28 protein-coding genes are annotated in these 23876 nt (G+C 54.0%); 22 read left to right on the forward strand and 6 right to left on the reverse strand.

All coding sequences use genetic code 11. The features are described from left to right. The first annotated feature begins 5 nt into the window (after positions 1 to 5). From hfq to OGV82_RS20810, 10 genes are all read left to right on the forward strand, one after another. Positions 6 to 314, forward strand: a complete 309-nt coding sequence (gene hfq / locus OGV82_RS20765; RefSeq protein WP_012134439.1) for an RNA chaperone Hfq — start codon at positions 6 to 8, stop codon at positions 312 to 314. Positions 315 to 387: 73 nt separating this feature from the next. Continuing rightward, entirely contained in the window at positions 388 to 1668 is a 1281-nt protein-coding gene (hflX, locus tag OGV82_RS20770; protein WP_047459460.1) for a ribosome rescue GTPase HflX, read from the forward strand. Between the two features lie 92 nt (positions 1669 to 1760). Then, positions 1761 to 3017 carry an FtsH protease activity modulator HflK gene (gene hflK / locus OGV82_RS20775; protein ID WP_047459458.1) on the forward strand — a complete coding sequence of 419 codons (1257 nt, stop codon included), beginning with the start codon at positions 1761 to 1763 and terminating at the stop codon, positions 3015 to 3017. Between the two features lie 2 nt (positions 3018 to 3019). Beyond that, on the forward strand, positions 3020 to 4024 hold the full coding sequence (hflC, locus tag OGV82_RS20780; protein WP_012134436.1) for a protease modulator HflC: 1005 nt from the start codon (positions 3020 to 3022) through the stop codon (positions 4022 to 4024). Positions 4025 to 4106: 82 nt separating this feature from the next. Next, positions 4107 to 4304 carry a DUF2065 domain-containing protein gene (locus OGV82_RS20785; protein ID WP_024130795.1) on the forward strand — a complete coding sequence of 66 codons (198 nt, stop codon included), beginning with the start codon at positions 4107 to 4109 and terminating at the stop codon, positions 4302 to 4304. Positions 4305 to 4406: 102 nt separating this feature from the next. Next, positions 4407 to 5705: an adenylosuccinate synthase gene (purA, locus tag OGV82_RS20790; RefSeq protein ID WP_012134433.1), complete on the forward strand. Its 1299-nt coding sequence runs from the start codon at positions 4407 to 4409 to the stop codon at positions 5703 to 5705. Positions 5706 to 5932: 227 nt separating this feature from the next. Then, complete coding sequence (gene nsrR, locus OGV82_RS20795; RefSeq protein ID WP_024130794.1) at positions 5933 to 6358, forward strand: nitric oxide-sensing transcriptional repressor NsrR; 426 nt, start codon at positions 5933 to 5935, stop codon at positions 6356 to 6358. Positions 6359 to 6396: 38 nt separating this feature from the next. After that, positions 6397 to 8829, forward strand: a complete 2433-nt coding sequence (gene rnr, locus OGV82_RS20800; protein WP_101744263.1) for a ribonuclease R — start codon at positions 6397 to 6399, stop codon at positions 8827 to 8829. Between the two features lie 93 nt (positions 8830 to 8922). Next, positions 8923 to 9654, forward strand: a complete 732-nt coding sequence (rlmB, locus tag OGV82_RS20805) for a 23S rRNA (guanosine(2251)-2'-O)-methyltransferase RlmB (protein ID WP_012134428.1) — start codon at positions 8923 to 8925, stop codon at positions 9652 to 9654. Positions 9655 to 9771: 117 nt separating this feature from the next. Beyond that, positions 9772 to 11394 (forward strand): isovaleryl-CoA dehydrogenase, encoded by a 1623-nt coding sequence (locus OGV82_RS20810; protein WP_047459448.1) that lies wholly within the window; start codon positions 9772 to 9774, stop codon positions 11392 to 11394. Positions 11395 to 11479: 85 nt separating this feature from the next. Here OGV82_RS20810 and yjfN read toward each other — a convergent pair whose 3' ends face one another. Further along, positions 11480 to 11755 (reverse strand): DUF1471 family protease activator YjfN, encoded by a 276-nt coding sequence (gene yjfN, locus OGV82_RS20815; protein WP_012134425.1) that lies wholly within the window; start codon positions 11753 to 11755, stop codon positions 11480 to 11482. Between the two features lie 130 nt (positions 11756 to 11885). Next, positions 11886 to 12215: a biofilm peroxide resistance protein BsmA gene (bsmA, locus tag OGV82_RS20820; RefSeq protein WP_012134424.1), complete on the reverse strand. Its 330-nt coding sequence runs from the start codon at positions 12213 to 12215 to the stop codon at positions 11886 to 11888. A gap of 178 nt (positions 12216 to 12393) precedes the next feature. Here bsmA and yjfP point away from each other — a divergent pair, with 178 nt between their 5' ends. Next, complete coding sequence (gene yjfP / locus OGV82_RS20825) at positions 12394 to 13143, forward strand: esterase (RefSeq protein ID WP_047459445.1); 750 nt, start codon at positions 12394 to 12396, stop codon at positions 13141 to 13143. On the opposite strand, the gene ulaR is transcribed toward yjfP, so the two are convergent. Together ulaR and ulaG are read right to left on the reverse strand one after the other, a co-directional pair. After that, positions 13140 to 13895, reverse strand: a complete 756-nt coding sequence (gene ulaR, locus OGV82_RS20830; RefSeq protein WP_012134422.1) for an HTH-type transcriptional regulator UlaR — start codon at positions 13893 to 13895, stop codon at positions 13140 to 13142. The genes yjfP and ulaR overlap by 4 nt on opposite strands. Positions 13896 to 14001: 106 nt before the next feature. Next, a complete protein-coding gene (ulaG, locus tag OGV82_RS20835) occupies positions 14002 to 15066 on the reverse strand; it encodes an L-ascorbate 6-phosphate lactonase (protein WP_047459442.1) in 1065 nt (354 codons plus the stop codon). A gap of 363 nt (positions 15067 to 15429) precedes the next feature. Here ulaG and ulaA point away from each other — a divergent pair, with 363 nt between their 5' ends. The 6 genes from ulaA to OGV82_RS20865 are packed head-to-tail and all read left to right on the forward strand — an operon-like array spanning position 15430 to position 19839. Continuing rightward, on the forward strand, positions 15430 to 16827 hold the full coding sequence (ulaA, locus tag OGV82_RS20840; protein ID WP_012134419.1) for a PTS ascorbate transporter subunit IIC: 1398 nt from the start codon (positions 15430 to 15432) through the stop codon (positions 16825 to 16827). Positions 16828 to 16842: 15 nt separating this feature from the next. Beyond that, on the forward strand, positions 16843 to 17148 hold the full coding sequence (ulaB, locus tag OGV82_RS20845; protein WP_024130790.1) for a PTS ascorbate transporter subunit IIB: 306 nt from the start codon (positions 16843 to 16845) through the stop codon (positions 17146 to 17148). 9 nt (positions 17149 to 17157) lie between these two features. Further along, positions 17158 to 17625: a PTS ascorbate transporter subunit IIA gene (gene ulaC, locus OGV82_RS20850; protein WP_012134416.1), complete on the forward strand. Its 468-nt coding sequence runs from the start codon at positions 17158 to 17160 to the stop codon at positions 17623 to 17625. Between the two features lie 13 nt (positions 17626 to 17638). Next, positions 17639 to 18289 carry a 3-keto-L-gulonate-6-phosphate decarboxylase UlaD gene (gene ulaD, locus OGV82_RS20855; protein WP_024130789.1) on the forward strand — a complete coding sequence of 217 codons (651 nt, stop codon included), beginning with the start codon at positions 17639 to 17641 and terminating at the stop codon, positions 18287 to 18289. Between the two features lie 9 nt (positions 18290 to 18298). Beyond that, the gene (locus OGV82_RS20860; RefSeq protein ID WP_012134413.1) at positions 18299 to 19153 is read left to right on the forward strand and encodes an L-ribulose-5-phosphate 3-epimerase; all 855 of its coding nucleotides are present in this window, start codon (positions 18299 to 18301) and stop codon (positions 19151 to 19153) included. Then, positions 19153 to 19839, forward strand: coding sequence for an L-ribulose-5-phosphate 4-epimerase (locus tag OGV82_RS20865; RefSeq protein WP_012134412.1), 687 nt, complete (start codon positions 19153 to 19155; stop codon positions 19837 to 19839). The genes OGV82_RS20860 and OGV82_RS20865 overlap by 1 nt, the downstream gene beginning before the upstream one ends. Positions 19840 to 19974: 135 nt before the next feature. Here the strand turns inward: OGV82_RS20865 and yjfY are convergent, their stop codons facing one another. After that, a complete protein-coding gene (gene yjfY / locus OGV82_RS20870) occupies positions 19975 to 20250 on the reverse strand; it encodes a DUF1471 family protein YjfY (protein ID WP_024130788.1) in 276 nt (91 codons plus the stop codon). Positions 20251 to 20583: 333 nt separating this feature from the next. Between yjfY and rpsF the strand changes: the two genes are divergently transcribed. The 5 genes from rpsF (at position 20584) to OGV82_RS20895 (ending at position 23091) form a co-directional block, all read left to right on the forward strand. Next, complete coding sequence (gene rpsF, locus OGV82_RS20875; protein ID WP_012134408.1) at positions 20584 to 20979, forward strand: 30S ribosomal protein S6; 396 nt, start codon at positions 20584 to 20586, stop codon at positions 20977 to 20979. 6 nt (positions 20980 to 20985) lie between these two features. Further along, positions 20986 to 21300: a primosomal replication protein N gene (gene priB / locus OGV82_RS20880; RefSeq protein WP_012134407.1), complete on the forward strand. Its 315-nt coding sequence runs from the start codon at positions 20986 to 20988 to the stop codon at positions 21298 to 21300. A 4-nt stretch (positions 21301 to 21304) separates the two neighbouring features. Then, positions 21305 to 21532, forward strand: coding sequence for a 30S ribosomal protein S18 (rpsR, locus tag OGV82_RS20885; protein ID WP_000135199.1), 228 nt, complete (start codon positions 21305 to 21307; stop codon positions 21530 to 21532). Between the two features lie 41 nt (positions 21533 to 21573). Next, positions 21574 to 22023: a 50S ribosomal protein L9 gene (gene rplI, locus OGV82_RS20890; protein WP_012134405.1), complete on the forward strand. Its 450-nt coding sequence runs from the start codon at positions 21574 to 21576 to the stop codon at positions 22021 to 22023. A 138-nt stretch (positions 22024 to 22161) separates the two neighbouring features. Further along, positions 22162 to 23091: a DMT family transporter gene (locus OGV82_RS20895; protein ID WP_012134404.1), complete on the forward strand. Its 930-nt coding sequence runs from the start codon at positions 22162 to 22164 to the stop codon at positions 23089 to 23091. A gap of 88 nt (positions 23092 to 23179) precedes the next feature. On the opposite strand, the gene OGV82_RS20900 is transcribed toward OGV82_RS20895, so the two are convergent. Further along, entirely contained in the window at positions 23180 to 23830 is a 651-nt protein-coding gene (locus OGV82_RS20900) for an OapA family protein (protein WP_012134403.1), read from the reverse strand. Positions 23831 to 23876: the final 46 nt, after the last annotated feature.

The raw sequence follows: 23876 nt of genomic DNA on the forward strand, positions 1-23876 counted from the left end.
AGAGAATGGCTAAGGGGCAATCTTTACAAGATCCGTTCCTGAACGCACTGCGTCGGGAACGTGTTCCAGTTTCTATTTATTTGGTGAATGGTATTAAGCTGCAAGGTCAAATCGAGTCTTTTGATCAATTCGTGATCCTGTTGAAAAACACGGTCAGCCAGATGGTTTACAAGCACGCGATTTCTACTGTTGTCCCGTCTCGCCCGGTTTCTCATCACAGTAACAATGCCGGTGGCGGCACCAGCAGTAACTACCATCACGGTAGCAGCGCGCAGGGTACTTCTGCGCAACAGGACAGCGAAGAAACCGAATAAGGTTTTGGCTGTTTTACACACGGGGAGCCAGGGAACCTGCGTTCCCCGCTGATATATATCGAGGGGTTGACGCTTGTTTGACCGTTATGATGCCGGTGAGCAGGCGGTACTGGTACACATCTATTTTTCGCAAGACAAAGATATGGAAGACCTCCAGGAGTTTGAGTCTCTGGTCTCTTCCGCCGGTGTCGAAGCAATGCAGGTGATTACCGGTAGCCGTAAAGCACCGCACCCGAAGTACTTTGTAGGTGAAGGTAAGGCAGTTGAAATTGCGGAAGCCGTGAAAGCGTCTAACGCTGCGGTCGTGCTTTTCGATCATGCTTTAAGCCCGGCCCAGGAGCGTAACCTGGAACGTTTGTGTGAATGTCGCGTGATCGACAGAACCGGTCTTATTTTAGATATTTTTGCTCAGCGTGCACGTACCCACGAAGGTAAGTTGCAGGTTGAACTGGCGCAACTGCGTCATCTGGCCACGCGTCTGGTTCGTGGCTGGACCCACCTTGAAAGGCAGAAAGGCGGGATTGGTTTGCGCGGTCCGGGTGAAACCCAGCTCGAAACCGACCGTCGTTTGCTGCGTAATCGTATTGTACAAATACAGTCGCGCCTGGAGAAAGTTGAGAAGCAACGTGAGCAGGGGCGGCAGTCGCGTATAAAAGCGGATGTCCCGACGGTCTCGCTGGTGGGATATACCAACGCCGGTAAATCCACCCTTTTCAATCAGATTACTGAAGCCAGGGTGTATGCCGCAGACCAACTGTTTGCGACCCTGGACCCGACGCTGCGCCGTATCGATGTCGCAGATGTAGGGGAAACCGTACTGGCGGATACCGTAGGGTTTATCCGTCATTTACCGCACGATCTGGTGGCGGCGTTTAAAGCGACCTTGCAGGAAACCCGGCAGGCCACGCTCTTGTTACACGTTGTTGATGCCGCTGATGTGCGCGTACAGGAAAACATCGACGCAGTGGATACGGTTCTCGAAGAGATCGACGCTCACGAGATCCCAACCCTGATGGTGATGAATAAGATCGATATGCTGGACGATTTTGAACCGCGTATCGACAGGGATGAAGAGAACAAACCAATCCGTGTCTGGCTTTCTGCGCAAACAGGGGTTGGGATACCACAGCTTTTTCAGGCTTTGACGGAGCGGCTTTCCGGCGAGGTGGCGCAGCATACGTTGCGTTTGCCGCCGCAGGAAGGGCGTCTGAGAAGCCGGTTTTACCAACTTCAGGCAATAGAAAAAGAGTGGATGGAGGAGGACGGCAGCGTAAGTTTGCAGGTTCGCATGCCGATTGTCGACTGGCGTCGCCTCTGTAAACAAGAACCGGCGTTGATCGACTATGTGATCTAATGGCGGCTCGTCTGGAGCATGGAGTAATTTCGCCTTATCCCTCTCGTCGAAAGACAACGGGGATCACCGCATAACAAATATGGAGCACAAACATGGCGTGGAATCAGCCCGGTAATAACGGACAAGACCGCGACCCGTGGGGAAGCAGCAAACCTGGCGGCAACTCTGAGGGAAATGGAAACAAAGGTGGTCGCGATCAGGGGCCACCTGATCTTGATGATATCTTCCGCAAACTGAGTAAAAAGCTCGGTGGTCTGGGTGGCGGTAAAGGTACAGGCTCTGGCGGTGGTAGTTCATCGCAGGGGCCGCGCCCGCATATCGGAGGTCGTGTCGTTACCATCGCAGCGGCAGCGATCGTCATTATCTGGGCTGCCAGCGGTTTCTACACCATCAAAGAAGCGGAACGCGGCGTGGTGACACGCTTCGGTAAATTCAGCCACCTGGTTGAGCCGGGTCTGAACTGGAAGCCGACGTTTATCGATGAAGTTACCCCGGTGAACGTGGAAGCGGTTCGCGAACTGGCGGCGTCCGGTGTGATGCTGACTTCTGATGAAAACGTTGTGCGCGTTGAGATGAACGTGCAGTACCGTGTGACCGATCCGCAACGTTATCTGTTCAGCGTGACCAGCGCGGATGACAGTCTGCGTCAGGCGACCGACAGCGCCCTGCGTGGGGTTATCGGTAAATACACGATGGACCGCATTCTGACGGAAGGTCGTACCGTTATTCGTAGCGATACCCAGCGTGAACTGGAAGAGACCATTCGTCCGTACAACATGGGTATTACCCTGCTGGACGTCAACTTCCAGGCAGCGCGTCCGCCGGAAGAGGTAAAAGCGGCGTTTGACGATGCTATCGCGGCGCGTGAGAACGAACAGCAATACATCCGTGAAGCGGAAGCGTACACCAACGAAGTTCAGCCGCGTGCGAACGGTCAGGCGCAGCGTATTCTTGAAGAAGCGCGTGCATACAGAACCCAAACCATCCTGGAAGCGCAGGGTGAAGTGGCTCGCTTCGCTAAAATTCTGCCGGAATATAAAGCCGCACCAGAGATTACTCGCGAGCGTCTGTATATCGAGACGATGGAAAAAGTGTTGAGCCATACGCGTAAAGTTCTGGTCAACGACAAAGGTGGCAATCTGATGGTTCTGCCATTGGATCAGATGCTGAAAGGCGCTAACGCGCCTGCGGCAAAAGACAGCACGGCTAACAATCTGCTGCGTCTGCCGCCGGCTTCATCGTCCAGCACGAGCGGAGCAAGCAATACCTCGTCCACCAGTCAGGGCGATATTATGGACCAACGCCGCGCTAACGCGCAGCGTAACGACTACCAGCGTCAGGGGGAATAACGATGCGTAAGTCAGTTATTGCGATTATCATCATCGTGCTGGTAGTGCTGTACATGTCTGTCTTTGTTGTCAAAGAAGGCGAGCGCGGAATTACGCTGCGTTTCGGTAAAGTTCTGCGTGACGATGAAAACAAACCGCTGGTTTATGAGCCGGGTCTGCACTTTAAGATCCCGTTCATTGAGTCGGTGAAAACGCTTGATGCGCGTATCCAGACGATGGACAACCAGGCCGATCGCTTTGTAACCAAAGAGAAAAAAGACCTGATCGTTGACTCCTACATCAAATGGCGCATCAGTGATTTCAGCCGTTACTACCTGGCGACAGGCGGCGGCGATGTTTCTCAGGCCGAAGTGCTGCTGAAACGTAAGTTCTCTGACCGTTTGCGCTCTGAGATTGGTCGTCTGGATGTGAAAGACATCGTGACCGATTCCCGTGGCCGTTTAACGCTGGAAGTGCGTGACGCGCTGAACTCCGGTTCTGCGGGAACGGAAGATGAAGTGGCGACTCCGGCGGCGGATAGCGCGATTGCTGAAGCAGCTGAACGCGTTGCGGCAGAAACCAATGGCAAAGTGCCGGTGATCAACCCGAACAGTATGGCGGCGTTAGGTATCGAAGTGGTGGATGTGCGTATCAAGCAGATCAACCTGCCGACCGAAGTATCCGAGGCGATTTACAACCGTATGCGCGCCGAGCGTGAAGCGGTAGCCCGTCGTCACCGTTCACAGGGTCAGGAAGAAGCGGAGAAACTGCGCGCGACCGCCGACTATGAAGTGACCAGAACGCTGGCGGAAGCCGAGCGTCAGGGCCGCATTTCGCGTGGTGAAGGTGATGCCGAAGCCGCGAAACTGTTTGCCGATGCCTTCAGTCAGGACCCGGACTTCTACGCCTTCATCCGTAGCCTGCGTGCTTACGAGAAGAGCTTCGAAGGCAATCAGGACGTGATGATCATGAGCCCGGACAGCGATTTCTTCCGTTACATGAAGACACCGAATACGGCAACACGTTAAAATCGTATCAACGGTTTTAGATGAACAAAACCACCGGCATCCTCAGGGAGGCGGTGGTTTTCTTTTTATATAAGGACGATGGATGAATTCAACTATCTGGCTGGCGCTTGCCCTCGTTTTGGTGCTGGAAGGTTTAGGCCCGATGCTGTATCCCCGCGCCTGGAAGAAAATGATCTCTGCCATGACGCAACTGCCGGAAAATGTTTTACGTCGTTTTGGCGGCGGTCTTGTGGTTGCCGGAGTTGTTGTCTACTACATGTTGAGGAAAACGATTGGCTGATCAAAAAGTAGTCGTATTTGCCGATCTTAGCATGCAAAAAGTGCTGTATATCTGAAAAAGCGATGGTAGAATCCATTTTTAAGCAAACGGTGATTTTGAAAAATGGGTAACAACGTCGTCGTACTGGGCACCCAATGGGGTGACGAAGGTAAAGGAAAGATCGTCGATCTTCTGACTGAACGGGCTAAATATGTTGTACGCTACCAGGGCGGTCACAACGCAGGCCATACTCTCGTAATCAACGGTGAAAAAACCGTCCTCCATCTTATTCCATCAGGTATTCTTCGTGAGAATGTTACCAGCATCATCGGTAACGGCGTTGTGCTGTCTCCGGCTGCGCTGATGAAAGAGATGAAAGGACTGGAAGACCGTGGTATCCCTGTCCGTGAGCGCCTGCTGCTGTCTGAAGCCTGTCCGCTGATCCTTGATTATCACGTTGCGCTGGATAACGCGCGTGAGAAAGCGCGTGGCGCGAAAGCGATCGGCACCACCGGTCGTGGTATCGGCCCGGCTTATGAAGACAAAGTGGCTCGTCGCGGTCTGCGCGTTGGCGATCTGTTCGATAAAGCTACCTTCGCTGTAAAACTGAAAGAAGTGATGGAATATCACAACTTCCAGCTGGTGAACTTCTACAAAGTGGAAGCTGTTGACTACCAGAAAGTGCTGGATGATGTGATGGCAATTGCCGACATCCTGACCTCTATGGTTGTTGATGTTTCCGATCTGCTGGACCAGGCGCGTAAGCGCGGCGATTTCGTCATGTTCGAAGGCGCGCAGGGTACGCTGCTGGATATCGACCACGGTACTTATCCGTACGTTACCTCCTCTAACACCACTGCGGGTGGCGTAGCGACCGGTTCTGGCCTGGGGCCGCGTTATGTGGACTACGTTCTGGGTATCATCAAAGCTTACTCCACTCGCGTGGGCGCGGGTCCGTTCCCGACTGAGCTGTTTGATGACACCGGCGAGTTCCTGTGCAAGCAGGGTAACGAATACGGCGCCACCACCGGTCGTCGTCGTCGTACCGGCTGGCTGGACTCCGTTGCTGTGCGCCGTGCGGTGCAGATCAACTCCCTGTCTGGCTTCTGCCTGACCAAACTGGACGTGCTGGACGGTCTGGAAGAGGTGAAAATCTGCGTGGCTTACCGTATGCCGGATGGCCGTGAAGTGACCACCACACCGCTGGCAGCGGATGACTGGGAAGGCATCGAGCCGATCTACGAAACCATGCCGGGTTGGTCTGAGTCCACCTTTGGCGTGAAGGATCGCAGCGGCCTGCCGCAGGCGGCGCTGAACTACATCAAACGTATCGAAGAACTGACCGGCGTGCCGATTGATATTATTTCTACCGGCCCGGATCGTACTGAAACGATGATTCTGCGTGACCCGTTTGACGCATAATTTGGGGTCATGGCGCAGTGCCTGATGGTGCTGCGCTTATCAGACCTGTTCACACTGTAGGCCGGATAAGGCGCTTTTCACCGCCATCCGGCTTAATACAGCGTAAGATCCTCGCTTTTTTCCTTCCCGAACTGAAATAAATTAGCGACCTGGCTGGTGGCTGGTTTATCATCAATGTAATTAATACAACCTGGTTTATCCCGTTTTCCCCTTTTCCTGAGGTTGATGTGCAGTTAACGAGTTTCACCGATTACGGATTACGTGCGCTAATCTATATGGCGTCGCTACCCGAAGGACGTATGACCAGTATTTCTGAGGTGACAGAAGTCTACGGCGTGTCCCGTAATCATATGGTCAAAATAATCAATCAACTTAGCCGGGCGGGCTTCGTTACTGCTATTCGAGGAAAAAATGGCGGTATCCGCCTGGGTAAACCGGCTAATGTTATTGTTATCGGTGATGTGGTTCGTGAGCTGGAACCTTTATCTCTGGTAAATTGCAGCAGCGAATTTTGCCACATTACTCCTGCCTGCCGACTCAAGCAGGCACTTTCGAAGGCCGTGCAAAGTTTTCTCAAGGAACTGGATAACTACACGCTTGCCGATTTGGTTGAAGAGAATCAACCGCTTTATAAATTATTGCTGGTGGAGTGACGAAAATCTTCATCAGAGCTGACAACGGAGGAACCGCCATGTCACAAGATCCTTTCCTGGAACGTGAAGCTGAAAAATACGCTAACCCTATCCCGAGCCGGGAATTTATCCTCGAACATTTAACAAAACGTGAAAAACCAGCCAACCGTGATGAATTGGCTGTGGAACTGAATATTGAAGGTGAAGAGCAGCAGGAAGCCCTGCGCCGCCGTCTGCGCGCGATGGAACGCGACGGACAGCTGGTCTTCACCCGCCGCCAGTGCTATGCGCTGCCGGAACGCCTCGACCTGCTGAAAGGTACCGTTATCGGCCACCGTGATGGCTACGGCTTTTTGCGTGTCGAAGGACGTAAAGATGACCTGTATCTCTCCAGGGAGCAGATGAAAACCTGCATTCATGGCGATCAGGTACTGGCGCAGCCGCTGGGAGCCGATCGTAAAGGCCGCCGCGAAGCGCGTATCGTGCGCGTTCTGGTGCCGAAAACCAGCCAGATTGTCGGTCGTTACTTTACCGATGCTGGCGTGGGCTTTGTGGTGCCGGACGATAGCCGTCTGAGCTTCGACATCCTGATCCCGCCTGAAGAGGTGATGGGCGCGCGCATGGGCTTTGTGGTGGTGGTGGAACTCACCCAGCGACCGACCCGCCGCACTAAAGCGGTCGGTAAAATCGTTGAGGTTCTCGGCGATAACATGGGCACTGGCATGGCTGTCGATATGGCGCTGCGCACCCATGAAATTCCTTATATCTGGCCGCAGGCGGTAGAACAGCAGATCGCCGGCCTGAAAGAAGAAGTGCCGGAAGAGGCGAAAGCAGGCCGTGTGGATCTGCGCGACTTACCGCTGGTGACGATTGATGGCGAAGACGCCCGTGACTTTGACGATGCGGTTTACTGCGAGAAGAAACGCGGTGGCGGCTGGCGCCTGTGGGTGGCTATCGCTGACGTAAGTTATTACGTGCGTCCGCCAACGCCGCTGGATCGCGAAGCGCGCAACCGTGGGACGTCGGTCTATTTCCCGTCGCAGGTTGTGCCGATGCTGCCGGAAGTGCTCTCCAATGGCCTGTGTTCGCTGAACCCGCAGGTTGACCGCCTGTGTATGGTCTGCGAAATGACCGTTTCATCAAAAGGGCGTTTAACCGGCTATAAATTCTACGAAGCGGTGATGAGTTCCCATGCGCGCCTGACGTATACCAAAGTCTGGCATATGCTACAGGGCGACCAGGACCTGCGTGAGCAGTATGCGCCGCTGGTCAGGCACATCGAAGAGCTGCATAACCTCTACAAAGTGCTGGATAACGCCCGCGAAGAGCGTGGCGGCATCTCATTTGAAAGCGAAGAAGCGAAGTTTATCTTTAATGCTGAACGTCGCATTGAACGTATCGAGCAGACACAGCGTAATGACGCGCACAAGCTGATCGAAGAATGCATGATTCTGGCGAATATCTCGGCGGCGCGATTCGTTGAGAAAGCCAAAGAGCCTGCGCTGTTCCGTATTCACGACAAGCCGAGCACCGAGGCTATAACCTCCTTCCGTTCCGTTCTGGCGGAGTTGGGGCTGGAATTGCCGGGCGGCAATAAGCCGGAACCGCGTGATTATGCGGAGCTGCTGGAGTCGATTGCCGACAGGCCTGACGCGGAAATGCTGCAAACCATGCTGCTGCGCTCAATGAAACAGGCAATTTACGATCCAGAAAACCGTGGCCACTTTGGTCTGGCATTGCAGTCTTACGCGCACTTTACCTCGCCGATCCGCCGTTATCCTGACCTGTCGCTGCACCGCGCCATTAAGTATCTGCTGGCGCATGAGCAAGGGCATAAGGGCAACACGACGGAAACGGGTGGCTACCACTACTCGATGGAAGAGATGCTGCAACTGGGCCAGCACTGTTCTATGACCGAGCGCCGTGCTGACGAAGCCACGCGCGACGTCTCTGACTGGCTGAAGTGTGACTTCATGCTGGATCAGGTGGGGAACGTCTTTAAAGGGGTGATTTCCAGCGTAACCGGGTTCGGCTTCTTTGTTCGTCTGGATGAGCTGTTTATTGATGGTCTGGTACACGTCTCTTCGCTGGACAACGATTACTACCGTTTCGATCAGGTAGGGCAGCGTCTGATGGGGGAATCCAGCGGCCAGACCTACCGTCTGGGCGACCGCGTGGAAGTCCGCGTCGAAGCGGTCAATATGGATGAGCGTAAAATTGACTTTAGCCTGATCTCCAGCGAACGCGCCCCGCGCAACGTCGGTAAAACCGCGCGTGAGAAAGCGAAAAGAGGCGAAACGGCTAAAAATGCCGGTAAGCGTCGTCAGGTGGGCAAAAAGGTGAACTTCGAACCGGATAGCGCCTTCCGCGGCGAGAAAGCGAAAGGTAAGGCGAAGAAAGAGAAGAAAGCCAAAAATCCATCGGCAAAGACGCAGAAAATCGCTGCCGCGACAAAAGCGAAGCGCGCGGCGAAGAAAAAGTCAGCTGAGTAATTTCCCCCTTTCCCCCTGCGTGGAGAGGGCGTTTGTACTGTAGACCGGGCTGGCATCGCGCCGCCCGGCAAAATTGATCAATGAGAACCATCAATGAGTGAAATGATTTACGGCATCCACGCGGTGCAGGCTCTTCTGGAACGTGCGCCAGAGCGCTTTCAGGACGTCTTTATTCTGAAAGGGCGGGAAGATAAACGCCTGCTGCCGCTGATCCATGCGCTGGAAGCGCAGGGCGTGGTGATCCAACTGGCGAACCGCCAGTATCTTGATGAAAAAAGCGAGGGTGCGGTACATCAGGGGATCATTGCGCGCGTGAAGCCGGGACGCCAGTATCAGGAAAACGATCTTCCTGATCTGATCGCGAAGTTCGACAATCCCTTCCTGCTGATCCTCGACGGCGTGACCGATCCGCATAACCTCGGCGCCTGTCTGCGTAGCGCAGACGCCGCTGGCGTACATGCGGTCATTGTGCCGAAAGATCGTTCCGCACAGCTTAATGCAACGGCGAAAAAGGTGGCCTGCGGCGCAGCCGAAAGCGTGCCGCTGATCCGTGTGACCAACCTGGCGCGTACCATGCGTCTGTTGCAGGAAGAGAATATCTGGATTGTCGGTACGGCGGGCGAAGCTGACCATACGCTGTTCCAGAGCAAAATGACCGGTCGGATGGCGCTGGTGATGGGCGCTGAAGGCGAAGGGATGCGTCGTCTGACCCGCGAGCACTGTGATGAGCTGATCAGCATTCCGATGGCGGGCAGCGTGTCGTCGCTGAACGTCTCCGTCGCGACCGGGATCTGCCTGTTTGAAGCGGTGCGACAGCGCAGCTAAGCGCTTTTGACTGATGAAGCCATCCCTCGGGATGGCTTTTTTGTGACCGTTATCCCAGGCGCGTCCCCCGCAGGCTGACCATACTTAATGCGACTGCCATTGACGGAGGGAAACACAATGCACTGGCAAACGCATACCGTTTTTAACCAACCGGCACCGCTCAACAACAGCAATTTATTCCTGTCTGATGGCGCGCTTTGCGAGGCGGTCGCCCGTGAAGGCGCGGGCTGGGACAGCGATCTTCTTGCCAGCATCGGTCAACAACTGGGCACTGCGGAGTCGCTGGAACTGGGGCGGCTGGCGAACGCCTTTCCACCTGAACTGCTGCGTTACGATCCACAAGGGCAGCGGCTGGACGATGTTCGTTTTCATCCCGCCTGGCATCTGCTGATGCAGGGCCTGTGCGCTAACCGTGTGCATAATCTGGCCTGGGAAGAGAATGCCAGACAGGGGGCCTTTGTCGCGCGGGCTGCGCGTTTTATGCTGCATGCGCAGGTGGAAGCGGGCACGTTGTGTCCAGTCACGATGACTTTTGCCGCTACGCCGCTGCTGCTACAGATGCTGCCGCCCCCCTTCCACGACTGGTTAACGCCGCTACGCAGCGATCGCTATGATTCACACCTCCTGCCCGGTGGGCAAAAACGCGGCCTGCTGATTGGCATGGGCATGACGGAAAAGCAGGGCGGCTCCGATGTGCTGAGTAACACCACCCGGGCAGAGCGACTGGACGACGGCACCTGGCGCCTGGTGGGGCACAAATGGTTTTTCTCCGTGCCGCAAAGCGACGCGCACCTGGTGCTGGCGCAGACGAAAGGCGGGTTATCCTGCTTTTTTGTCCCGCGTTTTTTGCCTGACGGGCAGCGAAACGGCGTTCGCCTTGAGCGACTGAAAGACAAACTGGGCAACCGCTCTAATGCCAGTTGTGAGGTTGAGTTTCAGGATGCGGTGGGCTGGCTACTGGGTGAGGAAGGCGAGGGGATTCGTCACATACTGAAGATGGGAGGGATGACCCGCTTTGATTGCGCGCTGGGCAGTCATAGTATGATGCGCCGGGCGTTTTCGGTGGCGATTTACCATGCGCATCAGCGGCAGGTGTTCGGCAAATCTTTGATTGATCAGCCCATGATGCGGCAGGTTTTAAGTCGTATGGCGCTCCAGCTTGAAGGCCAGACGGCGCTGCTGTTTCGTCTGGCTCGTGCGTGGGATCGTCGTGGCGACCCGAAAGAAGCGCTCCGGGCGCGTTTGTTCACGCCAGCCGCGAAGTTTGCTATTTGCAAAAGCGGCATCCCCTTTGTTGCCGAGGCGATGGAAGTGCTCGGTGGCGTTGGCTATTGCGAGGAGAGCGAGCTGCCGCGCCTGTATCGTGAGATGCCGGTCAACAGCATCTGGGAAGGGTCGGGAAACGTCATGTGTCTGGACGTGCTGCGGGTGCTGAGTAAACAGACCGGCGTCTATGAGTTGCTCAACGAGGCTTTTGCGGAGGTCAAAGGGCAGGATCGGCATTATGATCGGGCGGTACGTCAGCTGCAACAGCGCTTGCGCAAACCCGATGAAGCGCAGGGACGGGAGATAACGCAGCAGCTGTTCCTGCTCGGTTGCGGGGCGCAAATGCTGCGCTATGCTTCTCCGCCGTTGGCACAGGCCTGGTGCCAAATGATGCTGGACACGCGCGGCGTGTTACGCCTGTCTGAACAGGTGCAAAATGATCTGTTGCTGCGGGCAACGGGGGGATTGCGATAACGATTTGCCTGATGGCGGCGCGGGCGCGTCTTATCATGCCTGCGATCGGTGCAGGCCAGATAAGTTTACGCCATCAGGCAATCTGTTACGCATAAAGTATGGCTTGTACGCGCCAGTTATCGGGCTGCTGTTCTTCGTACATCTGGATAATCCGATACCACGAAGCGCCCTGCTCATCGGCTTTTAACGCAATGATACGTTCCACATCCTGCTGATTTCCCGAAATATTACTCACGGATATCAGACCAATTTCATTCAGGCCCGTTACGCAGTCCGCGCTGGCGAATTCGGCAGACTGCGCCGTCGTACTCACCAGACCGGCAGAAAGCAGCAGTGAGGATAAGGCAAGAGATCGTTTCATCGTCAGCTCCTTTTACGTGACCCCGCATTCAACAGGGCATTCCATTGCGGTCATCCCATGATTTCATTGTGCACAGGTAAACGCATAGAGGCGCAAAGCAATGTAAAGCTGACTAAATTTCAACCTTCCGCTATTTACGATACAGGATGGCTTGCGAATACCATTGGCCTGTTACGATGGTTTCATCAACCAACAAAATAACGTAATAATCTGCTTTAGCGGCGGCGGCTTTCGCTCTGATCTCTGCCACAGCATCGTCAGGAGAACCCCGAACCATTGAGCTTACCGTTCCCAGGCGCTGCAACCCTTGTGTCTGGTCACGGCGAATTTCCTGAGGATGGTCAGCGACTGGCGGTGCTGGTTGCGGCGTCCCTTGCAATACGCTACAGGCGCTTAAAAACAGTACCAGCATCAATGGGGCGAACCGTCGCATAACTCTATCTCGTTTACTGATAGCCATAGTGTAGTGCCTTATTAATTTCCTTTAGGGGGAATGTTCCCAAATTGTTATCTCTCACGCGATTTTCGAATGAAAATAGAGTGAAAGCGTAATCCACTTCTCAACATTATGAATCATTGCCGTACTCATTAACTTGAGTTATGTATTTCTCCGTGGCATATCAGAGAAAGGGGGATATATGATAAAAATAGAAACACGGTACCTGGCAGGACATTCCATACTCCACGCGTTTCCTGACGGTAAACGTGACACGCCCCTTCCATGTATTATTTTTTACCACGGTTTTACCTCTTCCAGCCTGGTCTATAGCTACTTTGCGGTTGCCCTGGCGCAGGCCGGGTTCCGGGTTATCATGCCGGATGCGCCCGAGCATGGCGCGCGGTTTAGCGGTGATGCGCAGGGGCGAATGACCCAATTCTGGCAGATTCTGCGGCAAAACATGCAGGAATTCGCTGCGTTACGTGCGGCAGTTCAACAGGAAAACTGGGTGCTGGAAGAACGTCTGGCCGTGGGGGGCGCATCAATGGGCGGTATGACGGCGCTGGGGATCATGGCCCGCCACCCGGAGGTAAAATGCGTCGCCAGCCTGATGGGGTCGGGTTATTTCACCCGACTGGCGCATACGCTTTTTCCGCCATTAATTCCTGAGACGCCGGAGCAACAGCGAGAATTTGACGACATCATTGCTCCCCTGGCTGAGTGGGAGGTGGCGCATCAGTTGCCAAAACTGGCCGACCGGCCGCTGCTGCTATGGCATGGACAGGAAGATGACGTCGTCCCTGCGGTGGAAACGTTCCGCTTACAACAGGCGCTGATTCAGGCGAACAGGGATCAGAACCTGACCTGTCTGTGGGAAGCAGGCGTACGCCACCGTATTACGCCAGAGGCGCTGGCGGCAACGGTGTCGTTTTTCCGCCAGCATCTTTAAACGCGCAGAATGCTAACGCCTTGCGCTTCAAGCTGTTGCAGAATGTCAGGGTTAGCATTTTTGCCCGTAATCAGCGTGTCGATTTGATCGGCGCGGCTGAACAACATGCCTGCGCGCTCGCCGATCTTGCTGCTATCCACCAGCACCACCAGCTTCCCGACCACGCTGAGCATTTTCTGCTCGGCCATAGCGGTGAGCATATCGGTTTTATACAGACCGTCTGCGGTCAGGCCTTTGCCGCTGGTAAACATCCAGTGCCCGGCATACAGGCTGTTTTCGCTGCCCTGGGGGCTAAGCGTGATGGACTGGCTCTTGTTGTACTGACCTCCCATGATGATCACGCTTTCATGTTCCTGATCGATCAGATAGTTCGCCAGCGGGAGATAGTTGGTGATGATCTGCACCGGCTTACCGCATATTTCTCTGCCCAGCAGAAAGGCGGTCGATCCACAGTTGATCACCACGCTTTCCCCAGGATTCACCAGTTGCGCTGCCGCTTTAGCAATGCGCACTTTTTCATCGTGGTTCTGCGCCTGATGCAGATTCATCGGCGTCCAGCGTGGACGTTGCTGAGCGATCGCTTCGGCGCCATTACGCACCTTTTTGAGCTTTCCGCTCTCATCGAGCTTGTTGATATCCCGACGCGCCGTGGCCGGGGAGATCCCCAGACGTTCGATCACATTCTCGACGGTAACAAAGCCCAATTGCGCCAGCATATCCAGCAATATTTGATGTCTTTGTGCTTCAGTCATGAGCTATTCCGATACGAATTGATTTTAAAAGATGATATTTGAAATAGCCTGAAAATACTAAAGTAAATATAGAAAAATGCCGGGAAAACCCGGCATCGGAGAACAATTACAGGAAGGATTTGAACGGTAAATCCGGTTCCATCGTGAAGCAGTCATCAAAACCACGCGGGTAGTGATATTCAAAGTTGTCTTTATCCAGTGGCCAGGTGAACTTACCGCCAACCTGCCAGATAAACGGCTTGAAGCCATACTTCAGGCGATCTTTTTTCATTTCCCACAGAACGCGGATTTCCTGCGGATCGGCCTGGAAGTTCGACCAGATATCATGGTGGAACGGAATCACAACTTTCGTGTTCAGCGCTTCCGCCATACGCAGCATGTCGGCGCTGGTCATCTTGTCGGTGATGCCACGCGGGTTCTCGCCATAGGAGCCGAGCGCCACGTCGATCTGATGCTCATTGCCGTGCTTCGCATAGTAGTTGGAGTAGTGGGAGTCGCCGCTGTGATACAGCGTACCGCCCGGCGTTTTGAACAGGTAGTTCACCGCGCGCGCATCCATGCCGTCCGGCAGTACGCCCGCCGCCTTTTGATCGGCCGGAAGCGTGATGAGCGCAGTACGATCAAACGCATCAAGCGCATGAATTTCGATGTCTTTCACTTTCACAACATCGCCCGGTTTGACCACGATGCAGCGCTCTTTCGGCACGCCCCAGCCAATCCACAGGTCAACGCAGGTTTGCGGCCCGATGAAAGGCACATCGTTAGCGCAGTTTTGCATCACCGCTGCGGCGACGTTGACGTCGATATGATCGTTATGATCGTGAGTGGCCAGCACGGCATCGATCTGGCGAATCGCGAAAGGATCGAGAACAAACGGCGTGGTGCGCAGGTTCGGCTGCAATTTCTTCACCCCTGCCATGCGCTGCATCTGATGGCCCGTTTTCATCAACGGATTGCCGTGGCTTTGTTTGCCGGTGCCGCACCAGAAATCAACGCATACGTTGGTGCCGCCTTCTGATTTCAGCCAGATGCCGGTGCAACCGAGCCACCACATAGCAAATGTGCCGGGCGCGACCTGTTCCTGTTCGATCTCTTCATTCAGCCAGCTTCCCCACTCAGGAAAGGTGCTCAGGATCCATGATTCACGCGTGATACTTTTCACTTTACTCATCGCATTTACCTTCATGTTTGTTCAAATTGAATCAGTGTGTGATTGGTTTTGATTAATCCTGACATTATTTTTTCAAGATGGCAACGGCATATTTTTGCTTGTGAAGGGCGGTCTGGAAGTAAAGGAGAACGTAATGAAGGGCGTATAACTATTGAAATTAAATATATCTATTTGATTAAAATGAGTTTTATTGATGGCTGGTTAACGTCGGGTTAATCCTTTTCTGAAGTGTGGGAATTATTTGCGTGGTGCGTCACAATTAATCAAATTCAATCTTGTTGTGATTACTTTTGAAAATTAGAGTGGTGACACAACAACCTGAGCGTACGCAGAGCTCAGCAACTTCGTCTACTGGAGATCGTTATGGAGATCCTCTACAACATCTTTACCGTTTTCTTTAACCAGGTTATGACCAATGCTCCGCTGCTACTGGGTATTGTCACCTGTCTGGGCTATATCCTCCTACGCAAAAGTGTCAGCGTTATTATCAAAGGTACGATAAAAACCATTATTGGTTTCATGTTATTACAGGCAGGGTCCGGCATCCTGACCAGTACCTTTAAGCCCGTCGTGGCGAAGATGTCTGAGGTGTATGGCATCAATGGCGCGATTTCTGATACTTACGCCTCCATGATGGCGACGATCGAACGCATGGGCGACGCCTACAGTTGGGTCGGGTATGCCGTGCTGTTAGCGCTGGCATTGAATATCGGCTACGTGCTGCTGCGCCGGATTACCGGGATTCGCACCATCATGCTTACCGGGCATATCATGTTCCAGCAGGCGGGGCTGATCGCGGTGTTCTTCTACATCTTCGGTTATCCGATGTGGACCACCATTATCTGCACGGCGGTTCTGGTGTCCCTGTATTGGGGGATCACCTCCAATATGATGTATAAGCCGACGCAGGAAGTCACAGACGGCTGTGGTTTCTCCATTGGTCACCAGCAACAGTTTGCCGCATGGCTGGCGTATAAAGTCGCGCCATATCTCGGTAAAAAAGAAGAGAGCGTTGAAGATCTCAAACTGCCCGGCTGGCTGAATATCTTCCACGACAATATCGTCTCCACGGCAATTGTCATGACCATCTTCTTCGGCGCGATCCTGCTCTCTTTTGGCCTGGATGTGGTTCAGGCGATGGCGGGTAAAACGCACTGGTCTATCTATATCCTGCAAACCGGCTTCCAGTTCGCCGTCGCTATTTTCATCATCACGCAGGGCGTGCGCATGTTTGTCGCCGAACTGTCCGAAGCATTTAACGGTATCTCTCAGCGTCTGATCCCCGGTGCTGTGCTGGCGATTGACTGTGCGGCGATTTATAGCTTCGCGCCGAACGCGGTGGTCTGGGGCTTTATGTGGGGCACGATTGGTCAGCTGATCGCCGTTGGTATTCTGGTAGGTTGCGGCTCCTCCATTCTGATCATCCCTGGCTTTATCCCAATGTTCTTCTCTAACGCCACGATTGGCGTGTTCGCTAACCACTTTGGCGGCTGGCGCGCGGCGCTCAAGATTTGCCTGGTTATGGGCATGATCGAAATCTTTGGCTGCGTCTGGGCGGTGAAACTGACCGGTATGAGCGCCTGGATGGGAATGGCTGACTGGTCGATTCTGGCGCCTCCGATGATGCAAGGCTTCGTCAGCATCGGGCTGATGTTTATGAGCGTCATGATACTGATTTCACTGGCTTATATGTTCTTCGCAGGGCGCACATTGCGCGCTGAAGAAGATGCAGAAAAACAACTGGCAGAACACTCTGCTTAATAAGGAGTTCCGATTATGACCGTACGTATTCTGGCTGTTTGTGGTTGTGGGCAAGGTAGTTCAATGATCATGAAAATGAAAGTTGACCAGTTTCTGACGCAGCAGGGCGTTGCGCACACGGTAAATAGCTGCGCAGTGGGTGAGTACAAAAGTGAGCTGAACGGCGCGGACATCATTATTGCCTCGACGCACGTCGCCAGCGAAATCACCGTCTCCGGTAATAAATATGTGGTGGGCGTGCGCAATATGCTTTCCGCCGCTGATTTTGGTCCGAAACTGATGGAAGTGATCAAAGAGCACTTTCCGAACGACCTGAAATAAGGACGCAGCATGAAATTACGTGATTCGCTGGCGGAGAATAAGTCCATTCGCCTGAATGCAGAAGCGAGCACCTGGCAGGAGGCGGTGAAAATCGGCGTAGACCTGCTGGTGGAAGCAGATGTTGTGGAGCCGCGTTACTACCAGGCCATTCTTGATGGCGTAGAGCGTTTTGGTCCGTATTTTGTGATTGCGCCAGGCCTGGCGATGCCGCATGGCCGCCCGGAAGAGGGCGTCAAAAAAACCGGCTTCGCGCTGGTGACGCTGAAAACGCCGATGGTCTTCAACCACGAAGATAATGACCCGGTCGATATCCTCATCACGCTGGCGGCAGTGGATGCCCGCGCGCATCAGGAAGACGGCATCATGCAAATCGTCAACCTGTTTGAAGATGAAGCCAACTTTGACCGTTTACGCGCCTGCCGTACCGAGCAGGATGTGCTGGATTTAATTGATAACGCCACTGCGGCGGCAGTTTAAGTAAGGAATAGAAATGTCATTACCTATGTTGCAAGTTGCGCTGGATAACCAGACGCTGTCCCACGCTTACGAAACGACCCGCCTGATCGCGGAAGAAGTCGATATTATCGAAGTTGGCACTATCCTGTGCGTGGGTGAAGGCGTACGTGCGGTACGCGATCTGAAAGCGCTCTATCCGCATAAGATCGTGCTGGCTGACGCCAAAATTGCGGACGCGGGGAAAATTCTTTCTCGTATGTGCTTTGAAGCCAACGCGGATTGGGTGACGGTTATCTGCTGCGCGGATATCAACACCGCCAAAGGCGCGCTGGAAGTGGCGCAAGAGTTTAACGGCGATGTGCAGATTGAACTGACCGGCTACTGGACCTGGGAGCAGGCGCAGGAGTGGCGCGATGCGGGGATTCAGCAGGTGGTTTATCACCGTAGCCGTGATGCCCAGGCCGCTGGAGTGGCCTGGGGCGAAGCGGATATCAGCGCGATCAAACGTCTCTCTGATATGGGCTTTAAAGTGACCGTGACCGGCGGTCTGGCGCTGGAAGATCTGCCGCTGTTTAAGGGCATTCCAATCCATGTCTTTATTGCTGGTCGCAGCATTCGCGACGCCGCCTCTCCGGTTGAAGCCGCGCGTCAGTTTAAACGTTCTATCGCCCAGTTGTGGGGATAAGGAGCGGATATGCTGTCTAAACAGACTCCGCTTGGCATCTACGAAAAAGCGCTCCCCGCCGGGGAGTGCTGGTTGGATCGCCTGCGGCTGGCGAAAGAACTGGGCTTCGATTTCGTTGAAATGTCTGTCGATGAAACCGATGCCCGCCTGGCGCGCCTCGACTGGAACCGTGAGCAGCGCCTGGCGCTGGTGAGCGCTATCGCGGAGACCGGCGTGCGGGTGCCGTCCATGTGCCTGAGCGCGCATCGTCGCTTTCCGTTGGGCAGCGAAGATGATGCTGTACGTGCGCAAGGGCTGGAGATCATGCGTAAAGCCATTCAGTTTGCGCAGGACATCGGTATTCGCGTCATCCAGCTTGCGGGTTACGACGTGTACTATCAGGAGGCCAACAATGAAACGCGCCGTCGTTTTCGTGATGGGCTGAAAGAGAGCGTCGAGATGGCAAGCCGTGCTCAGGTCACGCTGGCGATGGAGATCATGGATTACCCTCTGATGAACTCCATCAGCAAAGCGCTGGGTTATGCGCACTATCTTAATAACCCGTGGTTCCAGCTTTATCCTGATATCGGTAACCTGTCAGCCTGGGATAACGATGTGCAGATGGAGTTGCAGGCTGGAATGGGGCATATCGTCGCGGTTCATGTCAAAGATACGAAGCCAGGCGTGTTCAAGAACGTGCCGTTTGGTGAAGGTGTCGTTGATTTTGAACGCTGTTTCGCCACGCTCAAGCAGAGTGGGTATTGCGGGCCATACCTGATTGAGATGTGGAGTGAAACGTCGGACGATCCGGCGCGTGAGGTGGCGAAAGCGCGTGATTGGGTGAAAGCGCGTATGGCCAGCGCTGGTCTGGTGGAGACAGCATAATGCAAAAACTCAGGCAGCACGTTTTTGAAGCCAATATGGATTTGCCGCGTTATGGCCTGGTGACTTTCACCTGGGGCAACGTCAGCGCGATCGACAGAGAGCGCGGGCTGGTGGTCATTAAGCCTAGCGGGGTGGCTTATGAAACCATGAAAGCGGACGATATGGTGGTGGTGGATCTCCAGGGCAATGTGGTGGAAGGGCAGTGGCGGCCTTCTTCCGATACCGCCACGCATCTGGCGCTGTACCGTCGTTACCCTTCGCTGGGCGGCATCGTGCACACGCACTCTACGCATGCCACGGCGTGGGCGCAGGCAGGGCTGGCGATCCCGGCGCTGGGCACGACCCATGCGGACTACTTCTTTGGCGATATCCCCTGTACCAGGGCGTTAACCGAAGAAGAAGTGCAGGGTGAATATGAGCTGAACACCGGCCATGTGATTATCGAAACGCTGGGTGATGGTCAGCCGCTGCATACGCCTGGCGTCGTGGTGTATCAGCACGGGCCGTTTGCCTGGGGCAAAGATGCGCATGACGCCGTGCATAATGCGGTGGTGATGGAAGAGGTCGCGCGGATGGCATGGATTGCTCGCGGTATCAATCCGGCGCTCAGCCCGATCGACGATTATTTAATGAATAAACATTTTATGCGTAAGCATGGGCCTGACGCCTATTACGGACAAAAGTAAGACACGTGCCCTGGAATCATTACTTCCTTCGGGATGTTACCGGCCTGATTCCGGGGCCGCTTTTGCCGTAAAAAAAGCCCCCGGTGAAGGGGGCAAGTCAAACTATGGCAATGTTCTCGTTGGTTTTTCCTGGTGCTAGCGATAAATATCCGCGCTGGCGCGCATGTTGCCGTTACTTCCCGGTTCCCGGGTCAGGATGGCGTGGTAGTACGTTGCGCCTCGCGCATCTGTCTCTTCATTCAATGCCTGATCTGCTTCACTTTCAGTGGCGAAGTTATGGTTTATATAAATCACGCCTAAGCTCTGCACATCATCCATATTTCGTGCCTGGTGATTATCGATTTTGATGGCTGCCATCGCGTTTGCACTGAGCAAAAGCGCAGCCAGAAGGGTCATAACACGCGCTCGCATACTGTACCTCCTCGACTGCTGTGTCTGGTTAGCAATATCTCCTGTAAGTGAATTGCTTCTGATTTAATTTTAATCGCTACCAGCGAAGTCGATAGCGACCATTTCTGATGCAGTTGTTCAAAAAATTGGCGCGATGCCATGTGATTAATTTTAAATCACATGGTTAACCTGTCTTTGCGCTTCGTGTGAATTTTTGCGCAATCAACTTGTGTTTCCTCATGGGCGCAAGTATTATGACGCGTCATTTTTCAGCCGACCTTTAACACGTTCCTTGCCTCCCCGGGATTCGGCTGACCCAGACAGGAGGCTGAATAATCCGTAAGGAGCAATTCGATGCGTCATTACGAAATCGTTTTTATGGTCCATCCTGACCAGAGCGAACAGGTTCCGGGCATGATCGAGCGCTACACTGGTGCAATCACTGGTGCAGAAGGCAAGATCCACCGTCTGGAAGACTGGGGCCGCCGTCAGCTGGCTTACCCGATCAACAAACTGCACAAAGCTCACTACGTTCTGCTGAACGTTGAAGCGCCGCAGGAAGTGATCGATGAGCTGGAAACTAACTTCCGCTTCAACGATGCCGTTATCCGTAGCATGGTAATGCGTACTAAGCACGCTGTTACCGAAGCATCTCCGATGGTTAAAGCGAAAGACGAGCGCCGTGAGCGTCGCGATGATTTCGCAAACGAAACCGCAGATGATGCAGATGCTGGGGATTCTGAAGAGTAATTTCTGATGACCAACCGTCTGGCGTTGTCCGGCACCGTGTGCAGGATGCCCCTTCGAAAGGTCAGTCCATCAGGAATTCCGCACTGCCAGTTCGTGCTTGAGCATCGTTCTGTGCAGGAGGAAGCCGGGTTCCACCGGCAGGCGTGGTGTCAAATGCCCGTTATTGTTAGCGGACACGAAAACCAGGCCATTACTCACAGTATAACGGTCGGCAGCCGCATAACCGTTCAGGGGTTCATCTCTTGCCACAAGGCAAAGAACGGTCTGAGCAAAATGGTTCTGCATGCCGAGCAGATTGAATTGATAGATTCTGGAGACTAGCCATATGGCACGTTATTTCCGTCGTCGCAAGTTCTGCCGTTTCACCGCGGAAGGCGTTCAAGAGATCGACTATAAAGATATCGCTACGCTGAAAAACTACATCACCGAAAGCGGTAAGATTGTCCCAAGCCGTATCACCGGTACCCGTGCAAAATACCAGCGTCAGCTGGCTCGCGCTATCAAACGCGCTCGCTACCTGTCCCTGCTGCCGTACACTGATCGTCATCAGTAATCGGCCACGGTCCATTAATACGACTTTGAGAGGATAAGGTAATGCAAGTTATTCTGCTTGATAAAGTAGCAAACCTGGGTAGCCTGGGTGATCAGGTTAACGTTAAAGCGGGCTACGCTCGTAACTTCCTGGTACCACAGGGTAAAGCTGTTCCTGCTACCAAGAAAAACGTTGAGTTCTTCGAAGCACGTCGCGCTGAACTGGAAGCTAAACTGGCTGACGTTCTGGCTGCTGCAAATGCACGCGCAGAGAAAATCAACGCCCTGGAAACCGTAACCATCGCGTCCAAAGCTGGCGACGAAGGTAAACTGTTCGGTTCCATCGGTACTCGCGACATCGCTGACGCTGTAACAGCAGCAGGCGTTGAAGTGGCTAAGAGCGAAGTTCGTCTGCCGAACGGCGTTCTGCGTACCACTGGTGAGCACGAAGTGAACTTCCAGGTTCACAGCGAAGTATTCGCTAAACTGACTGTAAACGTAGTAGCTGAATAAGTTTTATTCTTCTATCGCGTAAAAACGCCGGCCTTGTGCTGGCGTTTTGCTTTTCTGCCCCCCTGTTTTTCGCACTGGCTATTCTTTACCCTTTTCGGGATAATAAAAAATAAAACATTATTTCAAAGTGGTGATGGAATGGAGATAACCCACCAGCAGCCCCTGTTCGCGCGTAAAAACGTTGTCTATCTGGGGGCGGCATTTTGTTGTCTGTTATGGGGAAGCGCCTACCCGGCGATAAAAAGCGGGTACGAGATCTTTCAGATTGCGACAGATGATATCCCGTCAAAAATTGTCTTTGCCGGATACCGTTTCTTGTTCGCGGGGTTATTGCTGCTGTTGCTGGCGATGGCGCAGCGTAAACCGATCGGCCGCTTAAGCCCGCGCCAGTTTGGTCAACTGACCCTGCTGGGGCTGACGCAAACCTCGCTGCAATATATCTTTTTCTATATCGGTCTGGCGTTCACCACGGGCGTGAAAGGATCGATCATGAATGCCACAGGCACTTTTTTTAGCGTGTTGCTGGCGCACTTCATCTACCAGAACGACAAACTGAGCTACAACAAAACCCTCGGCTGTATTCTTGGCTTTGCCGGGGTGATGGTGGTGAACTTCAACAGCGGGCTGATGGATTTCAGCTTTAGCCTGTTGGGTGATGGCTCCGTGGTGCTGGCTGCTTTTATTCTTTCTGCCGCGACCCTTTACGGTAAACGTATTTCGCAGACGGTTGACCCAACGGTGATGACGGGCTATCAGCTTGGCATCGGCGGCCTGGCGCTGGTGATTGGCGGCTATGCCTTCGGCGGCTCGCTCTCCGTGCACGGCCTCTCTTCTGTGGCGATTCTGGGCTATCTGACGCTGCTCTCGTCTGTTGCTTTTGCGCTGTGGAGCATTTTGCTCAAGTACAACCGCGTCGGGATGATTGCGCCGTTTAACTTCCTGATTCCGGTTTCCGGTGCGGTGCTGTCGGCGATTTTCCTCGGCGAAAATATTTTTGAATTGAAATATGCGGTTGCGTTGGTGCTGGTGTGTTCGGGGATCTGGTGGGTGAACAAGGTGAAGCGGTAACGCCTGATGGCGCTACCGCTTATCAGGCCTGCAATCGCGGGTGCCGTAGGCCGGATAAGGCGACGCCGCCATCCGGCAATTTGCGCGTTTAACGGGCGCGAATAAAGCTGCCGTTTGGCTGACGGGTAAACAGAACCTGTTGGTCATTACCGGTATCGATGGTCAATCCTGTCACCACGCCATTCGCATTCTGGCGGATCTGCACCATCTGGCCATCTTTCAGATTGCTCAGCGGCTTGCCTGCGCCTTCAACCTGCGCCATCGCGTAAACGTCCGTTGGCGGCAGGCCGTGGTCACGGAACAACTGCGCCAGCGTTTTACCTGACTCCACGCGATAGGAGCGCCACTGCTGGTCAATTCCCCCATTCTGCTGGAAAGGCTGTGTTTGCGGCTGGGATTGCTGCGTCTGCGGCGGCTCTTCCGGTTGACCTTCCTGGATGGGTTCCGGCGCTACGGGGGCAACCTGTCCCGGATCGTTTTGCGGGGCAACCAGTTGCGCCTGAAGTTCGGCTTCTGTCGGCGGTTGCGACTGTGACTGGATATCTGTCTGGACATTACGCGTGACGACGGGCGTATCGCGGGTATCATTCGAGGGAAGCAGAAAACCGACCACCAGCACGATAGCGGCAATAATAATGCCACGGCGATGCATAGGCGGCAGCGGGTCCATGATGCGAAAATTGTCCGGTGCATGCCAGATTTTCGCCAGGGTTGGTTTTAGTTCAAAGCGCCCGGGCATGGCTTTCCTCCTGCTCCGCGTCTCGTTCCTCAATCATAGAGTATAG

The organism is Citrobacter sp. CK191, assembly GCF_030333435.1.
Lineage (GTDB): Bacteria > Pseudomonadota > Gammaproteobacteria > Enterobacterales > Enterobacteriaceae > Citrobacter_B > Citrobacter_B koseri.